A 12780-nucleotide genomic window follows, 5' to 3' on the forward strand; every position below is an offset into this window, starting at 1 on the left:
CATAAAAGACACTAAAATTTCGGTAAAAACCATATCTCCTTTACAGGGAACAAAAACATTAAGGGCCGTATATTTAGCTTTTTATTAAGCGTTAAAATTTGGCTTTACATTATCTTCGTGTTCTGGAACTCCTAATAATTCGAGGTACAAGTTTACATACTCTCGTGAGGATCTGGACCAAGAGAAATCGGCTCTCATACAGTTTTGTACAATTTGATTCCAAAGTTTGGTGGAATTCCATGCTCCAAGTGCTCTTCCTATGGCGTGCAGAAAAGCCTCGCTGCTATAGGAACTAAATAGGAAACCAGTCCCGTCACACGCAGTATCGGCATCGATGACTGTGTCAGCGAGTCCACCTGTGGCCCTGCATATCGGTACTGTTCCATATCTCATGGCTATTAGTTGGGCTAGTCCACAGGGCTCGAAGTAAGACGGCATAATTAGCATGTCACCGCCCGCATACATAAGATGGGCCAACTCTTCGTCATATCCTATTTTTACGAACAAATTTGTTGGAAATTGTAAAGAGGCTTTCTTTAGAGTGCGCTCGTAAATTTCGCTACCTTCTCCGAGGATTATCATTTTACATCCATGACCAACAATCGGCTCTATTGAGAGCAATATCAAGTCAATGCCTTTCTGTTCTGCCAACCTGCCTACATATATTAAAATTGGTGAACCATCTTCACTCCATCCGCATCTCGATAGCAATTCCTCCCTACATTTTCTTTTGGGAGCTATATCCTCTACATCGTAATGAGCGGGGATGAAGGGGTCGGTTTTAGGGTTCCAATAGGAATAATCGATGCCGTTTAGAATACCTCTAAGCTTATTACTATACTGCTTTAAGACGCCATCTAAACCCATTCCGTACTCTTTGGTTTGAATCTCCCATGAGTATCTGGGAGAAACCGTGGTCACTGCATCCGAAGCTATAATTCCACCTTTTAAAAGATTAGTCATGCCGTAATACTCTAGCCCCTCAATGTTGTGGACCTCTTTCGGAATTCCCCAAGATATCAAATCAGTTTCCTGCATGATCCCCTGATGGGCTAAGTTATGAATAGTCAAAACGGTGTCATATAGACCAGAAAGGGAGGAGTAATACATATGCCATTTTAATGCTATTGCAACTGAAGATGTTGGCCAGTCGTGGAGATGAAGAATTTGAGGCCGCCATCGAGATGCCTTCTCGAATTCGATGGCGGCCAAGGAGAGTAGAAAAAAAGGCTTTATCAAGTCCATGTTTAAGAGATTTGGATATATCTCGGCTGGAAAAGGAACATCCTCGATATCCAGGAGGTAGACTGGCACTCCTTGAATATCAGTTCGCCACAAAGATGCAGGAAATACCCTCCACTCCAGTGGTATGTATAATTTACGTGATATCTTCTTTAACTTTTCTTTGATGTTGTTACTAACGTTTGGATAGAGAGGCAACAAAACTCTGCTGTCTACGCCCAGCTCCCTTTGTGCTTTAGGCAGAGAGCCTATCACATCACCAAGGCCACCTTTTTTCACAATTGGATGCATCTCGGAAGCCACATGTAGAACTTTTATTTTACTGAATGACAAACTCATTCCTTAAAGTCACCACCTCCCTTAAATAGTCCTTTGAATATGACTTAATAATACCTCGGGTGTATATTGTAAGCCTTTTCACAGTATTCCCTTACTACGCGATGTGTGTTAAAATAGCTAGCATTTAAAGCAATGCAATTTTTCATCATCGAAAGCCAACGATCATGATGTTGATAGTACAGCGGAATTACCTTTCGTTCAAGTACCTCGTATAAAACCTCAGCGTCCTTAGTATCATCGTAATACACCAGATCTACCTCCCGGGGTTCTGGCCCTATTGCCCATCCAGTGACGTCCTCTACCCATCCTTCTATCCACCATCCGTCCAATATGGATAGGTTTAACACACCGTTATGTGCGCACTTCATTCCACTGGTTCCCGATGCTTCGCGAGGCCTTAGGGGCGTATTTAACCAGACGTCAACTCCTGCCGTGAGTAACGCTGCTAATTCCATGTCGTAATCTTCAAGGAATACTACGGGGATTTTATCAGATAGCTCCTTGGAGGTCTTTATTACGCGCTGGATCATAGATTTGCCCTCTTCATCTAAAGCGTGAGCTTTGCCCGCAAATATTAGTTGAACCTTGCCCGAACAAATGTCAATTAATCGATTAATATCTTTAAAGATGAGATCCGCCCGTTTGTAAGCTACCGCCCTACGGGCAAAACCAATTGTAAGGATTTCAGGATCCAACTTTATTCCTGTTTTCTCTAAAACTTTCGAGAGGAGTAACATTTTATTTGACTGGTGAGCTTCCCATAGCTCATTACCAGGAAGTTTTACGGCCAAAACCAACCTGGAGGGGTCGTTTCTCCAACTCGGTATGTGTTTGTCGAAAAGCTTTTTTATATTCGGAGATGTCCAGCTGTTCGAATGTACCCCATTGGTTATGTAATCGATGTTTTCTGTGTTATAAAGTTTTCTACTGACGTCTCTGTGTTTTTTTGACACTGCATTTATATATCGGCTATAGCGAAGGCCAAAGTCCACCATGGAGACTCCGCCATCTGGCATCATTTGCTTTAAATAATCGACAAACACGGGTGACATCGTCTTTTCTACCAGCTCAAAGGGGAAATAATCATGACCGGCTGCCACGGGTGTGTGTGAAGTAAAAACCACTTGTTCTTTGATTTTTCTTAAGTCCACATATCCCTGTTCTCGGAGCAACTCAAGAGCAAGAAATCCGGCATGTCCCTCGTTCAGATGGAAAGTTTTGAGGTTGTAAAAGCCAAGGCTTCGAAGAATTCTTAATCCTCCAATGCCCAAGATCATTTCCTGGCATAACCTATAGCGCAAGTCTCCTCCATAAAGGTGCCAGGACAAACTTCTATCCTCTGGAGCATTTCTATCATGGTCTGTATCTAAAAAGAAAATGGGCACAATATATCCCGTTTGACCCGTAACTCCGTAGGCCCAAACGCGGACATATACGGGCCTGCCTTCTATTTCGACGTTTACTTCGTTTGGAAGCAAAAACAATTTGTCCTCAGGATCCCATGGAGGATGGGGTTCTTCGATTTGCCTGCCTTCTTCATTAATGTGTTGTTTGAAATATCCATGTTTGTATAAAAGAGTAATACCTACCATAGGAACACCCAGATCGGCAGCGCTTTTTAGCACATCTCCTGCTAAAATTCCTAATCCTCCCGCATAGGTGGGGATATCTTTCTTAACTCCTATCTCCATCGAGAAATACGCTATGGTCCTAAATGCAGGTTCCATTTCCATAAGTTGAACAAAGGACGGACCAACGCCCTTATTTAGATACGTAAGTGGTCTTTTGTCATAAAGCTCGCTCATCCGTTTTTTCACGCTCCTTCACTCTGCTTGAGATATGCGAGGAAGTTATATGCGTCAACTAAAAGTAAATTATATCACGCGATTATCCTACAAAAATTTTTTATGCTATTTTTATTCTGAAGAAATACATGTAGATCCCATAATATGATATAGTTATTATCGTAACTTTGTAATCGTCCTTCAGGGGGTTAGACATGATGAAAATATCTGAAATAGAGGCTTTGTTGGGAGCACGTAGATTGTTTGATACTGCTGCCCTAGAAAAAGAAGTGGAATACGCCCTTGCATCCGATCTTATGAGCGATGTGCTTGCTTTTGCCTTGGCCGCTTCGCTTTTGATAACCGGTTTGACTAACATACAGATAATAAGGACGGCGACAATGTTGGATATGACAGGGATTATTTTCGTAAGAAATAAACGCCCGCTAGAAGAAGCAGTAGCGCTTGCAAGGAAGTTAGATATCCCTGTCTTGTTGTGTAAAAAAAGCATGTTTGAAACCTGCGGGTTGCTTTATCAGGCTGGATTAAAATCGTGTACTATCCTGGACGAGGAGTCGGACTAGATTGAGTGAACCTTTAGTGTTAGAGTTGCAAGTTAAACCTTTGGATTTCTTGGCTGCGGGCGAGACAGCTACACACTTCAAGGAAACCCTGAAATCCTTAGGATTGCCCCCGGATATATGTCGCAAGGCGGCAATAGTGGTCTACGAAGCCGAAATGAACATAGTCATCCATGGAGGCGGAGGCGTAATGTGCCTTCAAGTTGAGGAAGATAAGGTGACTATAATTGCTAAAGACAAGGGCCCTGGAATTGAAGACCTTGAGTTGGCGATGAAGGAAGGATATTCCTCTGCACCAGATTTCATAAGGGAATTGGGGTTTGGAGCGGGTATGGGCCTTCCGAACATTAAGAAAAATTCAGATGAGTTATACATAGACACTGCTCCAGGGAAGGGCACTAAGTTGCGTGCGGTAATATACCTTGACAAAAGGCGGTGAGTTTCTTGGCTCACGGGGTAAAGATTGCGGAGTCTTCTTGTAGGGGTTGTGTGAATTGCATCAAGTCATGCCCTACGGAGGCTATGAGGGTCATAGAAGGAAAGATACGCATATTGAGTGAAATTTGCATTTCCTGCGGCGAATGCCTTAGGCGATGTCCACATCGAGCATTGCTGCCGGAGGATGATGATTGGGATTATATCTTAAGCAAACGTCCTATGGCGGTGGTAACAGATCCTTGTTTCTGTGCTCAATTTTCCTGGCCTCCTATTCCTAGTCTAACAGCTCACGCATTGTTTGAATTGGGCCTTGAACCCATATTCGAGGAATACGAGGCAGCCTATGATGTGGCAGCAGTTGCGGCGGCCAGAGCGATTAAAAACTCTCCAGAAACGGCTAAACCGTTGATTTCTACTTACTGTCCTGCTGTAGTGAGGTTGATCCAGATTAAATTTCATGAACTTATACCTCATTTGGCCCCGGTTGAAAATCCCCTTGAGACGAGCATAGACTTGTGGAGGGCTAGGACAAAAAAGCGTGAGCCTGTTACTTTGGTATCACCTTGCCCAGCACGCATCGCCATGGTTCGTTCCCCTGTTGGAAGGGACGTTAGCTCCGCGGAATATGTAATTTCAACTTCAAAATTAGCTAGAGAGGTATTAATTGGTTCTGGTGATCCCTCAAAAAAGGTGACGATTGATTCTTCTACGGAAACTCCGCGATGGATAGCATGGGCTAAAACGGGCGGAGAATCGATGCATGTTCGCGCATTCTCCAATCAACCGGTCAGAACCCTCGAAGTAGACGGGCTACGCAACGTGATTAGTCTCTTCCAAGAGATGGAATTGGGAAAACTAAGGGGTATAGATTACGTTGAAGCACGAGCTTGCGATCTCGGTTGCATCGGCGGAATAGGAAACGCTGAATCTCGATTTCTAAGCCGCATAAAAATTGATAACGTAAAAATGTCTTTCAATATAACTGAACAATACAAGAAAGAACTAGAAGCTCTTTATCATGCCAAGGTATGGATGTTACGAGATGAAATAGTACCCATAGAACAGATGCCTCTGGGAGAAGATCTGGTTAAGGCTATGGAAAAGCTTAAACAGTTGCATGCTGTTTACGCCGAGCTTCCCCACCTTGATTGTGGAACCTGCGGAAGACCTTCTTGCAGGGTGATGGCAGAAGACATAGTCAGAGGCGAAGGTTCGTTGGATGATTGTATTTTCAGGTTAAAATCACGGATTGCTGATCTATCTAGAGAAATTTACGAGCTTTCAAAGAGGTTGGTACACACGATGACTCCGGAGGGAAAATGATGAGGATCAAAGAAATATGCGAAAAGTTGGGTTTGAAAGTATATGTCGAAGGCAATGGAGACCAAGAGGTGTATCAAGGAGTAGCGGGTGATCTTTTAAGCTTTATTATGAGAACTGCCCCAGAAGGGGCAGTGTGGGTAACCATTCAAAATCATGTTAACGTTGCAGCCGTTGCAGTTTTAAAAGATATTCCGTTTATAATATTGGCATCGGAACGTGAGCCACTTCAAGAGCTAATCGAAAATTGTGCAAAAGAAAACATTGCTCTGGCTTCTTCAAATTTGGGTGCTTTCAATCTTTGCGGTAAACTATATGAGCTTGGCGTAAAAGATTAAAAATATGCGCCTTTATCGGATGGATCTGCATGTGCATACAGTACTATCTCCATGTGCTGAACTTGAAATGGGAGCCAAAGAAATAGTTCAAAGATGCGTAGAAGAGGAAATAGATATTATAGCTATCGCTGATCATAACGCCACAACTAACTCAAAAGCCGTAATCGATGCCGCCAAAGATAAGCCTTTGATAGTCTTACCCGCCCTGGAGGTGCAATCTCGCGAGGATGTGCACACTTTGTGTGTATTTTCTACTTTCGAAGAAGCATTGCTCTTTCAAAAATGGGTATGGGAACGACTAGCACCTATAAAAAATGACCCGGAGTTATTTGGCTTTCAGATAGTAATTGATGGTGAAAACAACATATTGAAGGAAGTTGAGACTCTTTTGTTACAAGGCGTGGATGCCTCTGCGGATGATGTCATAGGAGAGGTAAAGCGAAGGGGCGGAATGGCCATACTTGCTCATGTAGACAGGCCTGCCTATTCGTATTTAGCGATACTTGGAATGATACCTTCAAACTTAGCGATCGATGCGGTAGAATTTTCTGCTAGATTGTCATCGCGTGAAGCCATCTCCTGGAAGGAGAGCGTTTCAAATTATACCGTTATAAAGTCCTCCGATGCTCATCGCTTAAGTGATATAAAAAAAGCACATACTACCCCTGTCATTTTGGAGCATCCTGCTTTTGATGAGATTCTTTTAGCATTACATAAAAGCGGCGGTAGGAAGGTTTTGTGGCCCTGGTCATAACTGGGGCGCCCTTGACTCTTTTTTGAGAATATGATATCAGTCACAAGGTGGAAGAGACAATTTATATTAAATATATACTAATGGTGGTGATGATAGTGGCATTGAGTACTGTTGATGTCGTAGAAAAGGCCAAGGAGATAGTTACCCCTTGGAAGGGTCAACGCGGGGGTTTGATTCCGATATTGCAGGAAATGCAAAAAGAGTTTGGTTATTTGCCGGAAGAGGCCCTGCTTACTGTCTCTAAGGAGTTGAAAATTCCGAAAGCTGAGGTATATGGAGTAGCAACTTTTTATGCCCAGTTTCATTTGAAGCCCAGGGGACGTCATGTTATACGCGTATGTCGAGGGACAGCATGTCACGTGAGAGGAAGTTTACAGATTTTAGAGAAAGTTAAACAAATGCTTGGCATTGAAGAAAACGAAACTACCGACGATTTGCGCTTTACTCTTGAGCCGGTGGCCTGTCTGGGTGCTTGTGGTCTTGCGCCGGTAATGATGGTAGACGAAGACACCCATGGACGCTTGACTCCCGACAAAATCAAGACTATTTTGGAGAAATACAAGTAGGTTTTAATGCTAGAAGATCTTTCTCAATATATTTTAGATATTGCAGAGAACTCAGTCAAAGCAAAGGCTAGCAGGGTTTTAATAGAACTTAAGATTGACAGTAAAAAGAAACTGATAAGCTTATGCGTCTGTGATGACGGCTGTGGCATGGACGAAGACCTGTTAAAGCAGGTAGAGGATCCCTTTACCACCACTAGAAAGGAGCGCAGGGTTGGATTGGGAATCCCCTTTCTAAAACAGGCAGCCCTCTCATGTGACGGTTTTTTCGAAATTGCTTCTGAAAAGGGAAAAGGCACTATTGTTAAGGCTGGGTTTAGGAAGGATCATATAGATTGTCCACCTCTTGGAGATGTTGCGGCGACGATCGCTACGCTAATTATGGGATGGCCTGAGTGTTGCTGGATTTTTCGTTACGAGGTTGATGGCAATGCTTTCTTGCTTGACCTTGAAGAATTGCTAAAATACTTAGGCGATAGAGAGCTTTTAAAGTCACCAAAATTTATTTTGTGGCTTAAAGAATATATTCAGGAAAATATGAGTTTGCTCCATGAAAAAAAAGGAGGCGATGGTATTGCCCAAGATTAAGAGTCTCGAGGATTTAAGAAAGCTTAGGGAAGAGTCTAAGGACCTAACATCAGCACGGTCAGGCGGTAAAACGAAAATAATAGTTGGAATGGGTACGTGTGGTATAGCGGCAGGTGCCAGAGAAGTCTTGAGCGCTATTTTAAATGAACTTGCTAGGCGGGAAATTAAAGATGTTGCCGTAGAGACAACTGGCTGTATAGGGATGTGTCAATACGAACCATTGGTTGACTTTATAAGGCCTGGAGAGCCCAGAGTAACCTACGGAAACGTTGAACCGAAAGATGTACCACGCCTTATCGTAGAGCATTTGATTAATGGTAAGGTCGTTTGGGATAAAGTTGTTGGTAGAACGGATTAGGGGGAATTGATTATGGCTATATATCGTGCTCACGTATTGGTTTGTAGGGGAACGGGGTGTACCGCAGGTGGATCCCCAAGCGTGATGAAGGCCTTTAGGGATGAATTAGCCAAAAAAGGCTTAGATAGAGAGATCATGGTTGTAGAAACCGGTTGTCATGGCATGTGCGAAATGGGACCGGTTGTCGTCATTTATCCAGAAGGGGCTTTTTACTGTAGAGTGACTCCTGAAGACGTAGCTGAGATAGTGGAAGAGCATCTGTATAAGGGGCGAATAGTGACACGACTTCTTTACACTGTTCCCGAAGATATGGAAAAGGTTCCTTATTACAGAGACATACCTTTTTATAGCAAACAGCATCGTGTTGTGTTAAGTAATTGTGGCTACATAGATCCCGAAAAAATTGAGGAATATATAGCGCGCGATGGTTATATGGCATTGGGTAAAGCATTGTACGAAATGACTCCTGAGCAGGTTTTAGAAGAAGTCAAAAAGTCCGGCTTGCGAGGAAGGGGTGGAGCAGGGTTTCCAACGGGGCTAAAGTGGGAGTTTGCCCGTAAAGCCACAGGGGACAAAAAATATATAGTGTGTAATGCTGACGAAGGAGACCCTGGTGCTTTTATGGATAGATCTACGCTTGAAGGGGATCCTCACTCCGTCATCGAGGGGATGGCCATCGGTGCCTATGCAATAGGAGCTGACGAAGGATATATTTACTGTAGAGCAGAATACCCACTTGCTATTAAGAGGCTTAGGATCGCAATGGCTCAAGCTGAGGAGATGGGGTTGCTCGGGGATAATATCATGGGCACAAACTTCTCCTTTCACCTCCACTTAAAAGAAGGGGCAGGAGCTTTCGTTTGTGGCGAAGAAACGGGACTAATGGCTTCGATCGAGGGTCGACGCGGTATGCCTCGTCCAAGGCCGCCATTTCCTGCGCAGCAGGGTCTGTGGGGCAAACCCACCAACATCAATAACGTTGAGACATGGGCTAACGTGCCCAGGATCATACTAAATGGCGCGGATTGGTTTTCCTCAATGGGAACAGAAAAATCCAAGGGAACCAAGATTTTTGCCCTTACCGGTAAGATAACTAACACTGGTCTCATAGAAGTTCCGATGGGCATAACAATTCGCGAAATCATATATGAGCTTGGGGGCGGCTTGTTAAACGGAAAAGAATTTAAAGCAGTTCAAATAGGTGGCCCTTCTGGCGGTTGCTTAACTAAAGAGCACTTAGATTTGCCGATAGACTATGAGTCGCTTACTGGCGCAGGAGCAATAATGGGATCTGGCGGTTTGGTCGTTATGGATGAGGATACCTGTATGGTTGACGTTTCTAAATTTTTCCTTGAGTTCACTCAGCGGGAGTCTTGTGGAAAATGCGTTCCCTGTCGTGAGGGTACCAAGCAAATGTTGCTCATGTTGCAAAAGATATGCGATGGTGAGGGGACGCTGGAAGATTTAGACAAGCTCGAAAAACTAGCTTATGTGGTTAAAGAAACTTCACTTTGTGGTTTAGGACAAACCGCGCCAAATCCTGTCATTACCACAATTCGCTATTTCCGTGACGAGTATCTCGCGCACATAGAAGAAAAACGTTGCCCTGCAAAAGTCTGTCCGAAGCTGATTAAATATGTTGTAGATCCGGAAAAATGCCGAAAGTGTGGCTTATGTGCCAGAAATTGTCCAGTTAATTGCATTAGCGGTGATCGACAGACTCCTTATTTCATCGATCAAGAAAAGTGCATCAAATGCGGAACTTGCATACAAGTTTGCCCATTTGGCGCTATCGGAAAAGTATAGCCGGCGGAGGAGGATATTGGCATGAAAGAGATAACTTTAATTATAGATGGCAAGGAATGCAAGGGAGTTCAAGGAGACACCATATTGGATATTGCCAACAAAAACGATGTTTACATTCCGACCCTTTGCTATCAAAAAGGGTTGACTCCCATAGGAGCTTGTAGGATGTGCGTAGTTCAACTCGAAGGCAATCCCAAGATGCTACCTTCATGCACCACACCTGCTCAAGATGGCATGGTGGTGATTACCCAAAACGACGTGCTCAAGGATTACAGGCGTCAGGTGCTAGAGCTTTTATTCGCTGGGAGAAATCATTTTTGCATGTATTGCTCTCAAAGCGGAGATTGCGAGTTGCAAGCTCTAGCCATAGAACATGAAATGGATTCGGTAAGATTTCCTTATCTTTACTACGATTTTGAAGTAGATGCCACAAACCCCGAGTTGATGATGGACCATAATCGATGCATTTTGTGTCAAAGGTGCATCAGGACTTGTTCGGAAATAGTGGGAGCACACACATTAGACCTTGAACACAGGGGTTGGCAAGCAAAGGTCGTACCCGATTTGGGCAGAAAATTACGGGAAAGCGATACTTGTGTAAATTGTGGCGCTTGCGCTCAATCTTGCCCCACGGGCACAATCACCATCAGGGAGTTTGCCTACAGAGGAAGGCGTAGCGAGTGTGATGCCATTGTAGATAGCGTTTGTCCTTTATGTGCCGTAGGTTGCAAGATAAAAGCTTACGTACGTACGGGTAGCATTGTAAGAGTCGAAGGAACAGGTCTCGAGGAGCCCGATGGAGGCCAGCTGTGCTATATGGGTCGATGGTGGTTGCCTGAGTCGACCGAGAGGGAGCGAGTCACCGTTCCTTTGATTCGTGAAGGCGCTAGTTACCGCGAAGCCACATGGGAAGAAGCCTTGACTTTAGCTTCAACTGAGTTCAAGAAAGCTTACGATCGGGAAAAGGCAGGTGCCATTTTATCAAGTCTATGTACCGATGAAGAGCTCACACTCTTTTCTTCCCTTTTTAGAAATGCCTTAAAAATGAAGCACACAGATACCTTTGACGGTGATGTCATTCGCGGTTTCTTTAAGGGGTTCATGCCCTTTAGGGAACAAGGAGTGCGTCCCTTCACGGCAGCGCACAATATCTTGGATAGCGATCTCATAGTGACGATGTTCGCAGATCCACAGAAGGAGGCCCCAGTTGTTGCAAGCTATATTCGCGTGGCTTGTCTTCACAAAAACGCAAAACTAATAAATCTATCCCATGGAACTTCTCCATTTCCTGGGTTAACGGACCTAGATGTCCAATTCCCACAAGGTCAAGCCATGCCTAAAGCTCTCTCAAACTTAGCTGAAACAATAAGTAAGATAAATGCGGGACCATCCGAGATGGCTGGTTTTGGCGAGTATGAGATCGGAGCAGAGAACGTTTTATCCTCCTATAGGGATTCCATTGAGGAAAGCGCTAAAGCCATGGGTCTTGATCTGAAGATAGTTGAAGAAACGGCAATGATGCTCTTGTCAGCAAGAAAGCCTATTTTTGTCCTTGGAAGCCGTGCAACTAAATCCCACGAATTAATCACGGCTGCCTGCAACCTTGCCGTAGCATCAAGGGCTTTCTACGAAGATGGACTCGGAGTCGTGCCATTATTGGTTAGTGCAAATAGCCTGGGAGCCCGCAATACGGTTGTAAGCGAAGAGCCTTGGGTAGGTCGCGAAAAAAGGGATTTCATGTATGTCTTTTCAACCGCTATGGTACCGGAAGAAGAGGAGATATTAGCAGCCATTTCCGCTACGAAGTTTGTAGTCGTGCAGACACCTTTCAAGGTGAGACCCTTGGTTAATCTGGCTGATATTATTTTGCCGGCGCCAGCATGGTACGAGCGAAGTGGTCACTATTGTACTATTGAAGGCGAACGCAGAAAGCTCAATACTATTGTTCCTCCAAAGGAAGATGTTAAAACACTGCATTACGCAATGGAGGAGTTCGCAAAGAAGTTAGGTGTAAAGCTGGAAAGGCCCGAAATATCGGCTTACGAAGAGGCCTTTAAATCACAGCTACGAGCCAATGAAGCTCGCATAGTCTCTTTATAATTAGTGTCATTGGAGGTGAAATCCATGGCTAAAACGAAGGTTGCTACTTTTTGGCTGGAAGCTTGTGCGGGATGTCATATGTCGTTTCTCGACTTAGACGAGAGGTTGATAGATTTATTTAAAAAAGTCGAAATAGTTTTTTCTCCCATCGTAGATGCCAAAGATATTCCGGATATAGATGTGGGAGTGCTATCTGGCGGATTAGGCAACGTTGAGGAAGTAGAGCTTGCTAAGAAGATGAGGGAGCGATGCAAATATTTAGTTGCCTGGGGTGATTGTGCCGTCTTTGGCGGTATAAATTGCATGCGCAATTTTATACCTAAGGACGAGGTATTAAGAGAAGGATATATCGAAACGGCTAGCACTGTTAACCCGGAAGGGGTAATACCAAATGAAGATGTCCCGGAATTACTTGAAAGGGCTTTGCCCATTGACTATGAGGTAAAAGTTGATGTTTATGTGCCCGGTTGTCCTCCTGATGCAGACACCATATATTACGTCTTTAAAGAGTTGTTGGCTGGGCGTATTCCTAAGGTTCCCTCGGAAATGATGCGTTACGATTAGAGGAA

At 44.1% G+C, this 12780-nt stretch carries 13 protein-coding genes; 11 read left to right on the top strand and 2 right to left on the bottom strand.

From position 1 onward, the window contains the following. Positions 1–84: 84 nt before the first annotated feature. Together glgA and glgP are read right to left on the bottom strand one after the other, a co-directional pair. Positions 85–1581 (bottom strand): glycogen synthase GlgA, encoded by a 1497-nt coding sequence (glgA, locus tag AC5SXE_RS10700; RefSeq protein WP_310847797.1) that lies wholly within the window; start codon positions 1579–1581, stop codon positions 85–87. Between the two features lie 44 nt (positions 1582–1625). Beyond that, entirely contained in the window at positions 1626–3386 is a 1761-nt protein-coding gene (gene glgP / locus AC5SXE_RS10705; RefSeq protein ID WP_303882222.1) for an alpha-glucan family phosphorylase, read from the bottom strand. Between the two features lie 197 nt (positions 3387–3583). Between glgP and AC5SXE_RS10710 the strand changes: the two genes are divergently transcribed. The 11 genes from AC5SXE_RS10710 (at position 3584) to AC5SXE_RS10760 (ending at position 12775) form a co-directional block, all read left to right on the top strand. Further along, positions 3584–3949 (top strand): transcriptional regulator, encoded by a 366-nt coding sequence (locus AC5SXE_RS10710; RefSeq protein ID WP_303882273.1) that lies wholly within the window; start codon positions 3584–3586, stop codon positions 3947–3949. 1 nt (position 3950) lies between these two features. Further along, positions 3951–4385 carry an ATP-binding protein gene (locus AC5SXE_RS10715; protein WP_303882223.1) on the top strand — a complete coding sequence of 145 codons (435 nt, stop codon included), beginning with the start codon at positions 3951–3953 and terminating at the stop codon, positions 4383–4385. A gap of 50 nt (positions 4386–4435) precedes the next feature. Next, positions 4436–5707, top strand: a complete 1272-nt coding sequence (locus AC5SXE_RS10720; protein ID WP_433913053.1) for a [Fe-Fe] hydrogenase large subunit C-terminal domain-containing protein — start codon at positions 4436–4438, stop codon at positions 5705–5707. Continuing rightward, positions 5707–6042 (top strand): serine kinase, encoded by a 336-nt coding sequence (locus AC5SXE_RS10725; RefSeq protein ID WP_303882226.1) that lies wholly within the window; start codon positions 5707–5709, stop codon positions 6040–6042. Before AC5SXE_RS10720 ends, AC5SXE_RS10725 begins: the two co-directional genes overlap by 1 nt. 31 nt (positions 6043–6073) lie before the next feature. Further along, positions 6074–6796: a PHP domain-containing protein gene (locus tag AC5SXE_RS10730; protein ID WP_303882228.1), complete on the top strand. Its 723-nt coding sequence runs from the start codon at positions 6074–6076 to the stop codon at positions 6794–6796. Between the two features lie 89 nt (positions 6797–6885). Next, positions 6886–7362: an NADH-quinone oxidoreductase subunit NuoE gene (gene nuoE, locus AC5SXE_RS10735; protein ID WP_303882274.1), complete on the top strand. Its 477-nt coding sequence runs from the start codon at positions 6886–6888 to the stop codon at positions 7360–7362. A gap of 6 nt (positions 7363–7368) precedes the next feature. Beyond that, entirely contained in the window at positions 7369–7947 is a 579-nt protein-coding gene (locus tag AC5SXE_RS10740; protein ID WP_303882230.1) for an ATP-binding protein, read from the top strand. Further along, a complete protein-coding gene (locus AC5SXE_RS10745) occupies positions 7934–8305 on the top strand; it encodes a (2Fe-2S) ferredoxin domain-containing protein (RefSeq protein ID WP_303882231.1) in 372 nt (123 codons plus the stop codon). The genes AC5SXE_RS10740 and AC5SXE_RS10745 overlap by 14 nt, the downstream gene beginning before the upstream one ends. A 12-nt stretch (positions 8306–8317) precedes the next feature. After that, positions 8318–10111: an NADH-quinone oxidoreductase subunit NuoF gene (gene nuoF / locus AC5SXE_RS10750; RefSeq protein ID WP_303882232.1), complete on the top strand. Its 1794-nt coding sequence runs from the start codon at positions 8318–8320 to the stop codon at positions 10109–10111. Between the two features lie 21 nt (positions 10112–10132). Next, positions 10133–12211 carry a molybdopterin-dependent oxidoreductase gene (locus AC5SXE_RS10755; RefSeq protein WP_303882234.1) on the top strand — a complete coding sequence of 693 codons (2079 nt, stop codon included), beginning with the start codon at positions 10133–10135 and terminating at the stop codon, positions 12209–12211. A gap of 24 nt (positions 12212–12235) precedes the next feature. Continuing rightward, a complete protein-coding gene (locus AC5SXE_RS10760) occupies positions 12236–12775 on the top strand; it encodes an NADH-quinone oxidoreductase subunit B family protein (protein ID WP_303882236.1) in 540 nt (179 codons plus the stop codon). The last annotated feature ends 5 nt before the right edge of the window (positions 12776–12780 follow it).

Source organism: Acetomicrobium sp. (genome assembly GCF_059026225.1).

What these genes read in the sequence shown, in the direction of transcription:
- glgA (WP_310847797.1), bottom strand. Translation starts at nt 1,581, where the DNA reads ATGAGTTTGTCATTCAGTAAAATAAAAGTTCTACATGTGGCTTCCGAG.
- glgP (WP_303882222.1), bottom strand. Translation starts at nt 3,386, where the DNA reads ATGAGCGAGCTTTATGACAAAAGACCACTTACGTATCTAAATAAGGGC.
- AC5SXE_RS10710 (WP_303882273.1), top strand. Translation starts at nt 3,584, where the DNA reads ATGAAAATATCTGAAATAGAGGCTTTGTTGGGAGCACGTAGATTGTTT.
- AC5SXE_RS10725 (WP_303882226.1), top strand. Translation starts at nt 5,707, where the DNA reads ATGAGGATCAAAGAAATATGCGAAAAGTTGGGTTTGAAAGTATATGTC.
- nuoE (WP_303882274.1), top strand. Translation starts at nt 6,886, where the DNA reads ATGATAGTGGCATTGAGTACTGTTGATGTCGTAGAAAAGGCCAAGGAG.
- AC5SXE_RS10740 (WP_303882230.1), top strand. Translation starts at nt 7,369, where the DNA reads ATGCTAGAAGATCTTTCTCAATATATTTTAGATATTGCAGAGAACTCA.
- nuoF (WP_303882232.1), top strand. Translation starts at nt 8,318, where the DNA reads ATGGCTATATATCGTGCTCACGTATTGGTTTGTAGGGGAACGGGGTGT.
- AC5SXE_RS10755 (WP_303882234.1), top strand. Translation starts at nt 10,133, where the DNA reads ATGAAAGAGATAACTTTAATTATAGATGGCAAGGAATGCAAGGGAGTT.
- AC5SXE_RS10760 (WP_303882236.1), top strand. Translation starts at nt 12,236, where the DNA reads ATGGCTAAAACGAAGGTTGCTACTTTTTGGCTGGAAGCTTGTGCGGGA.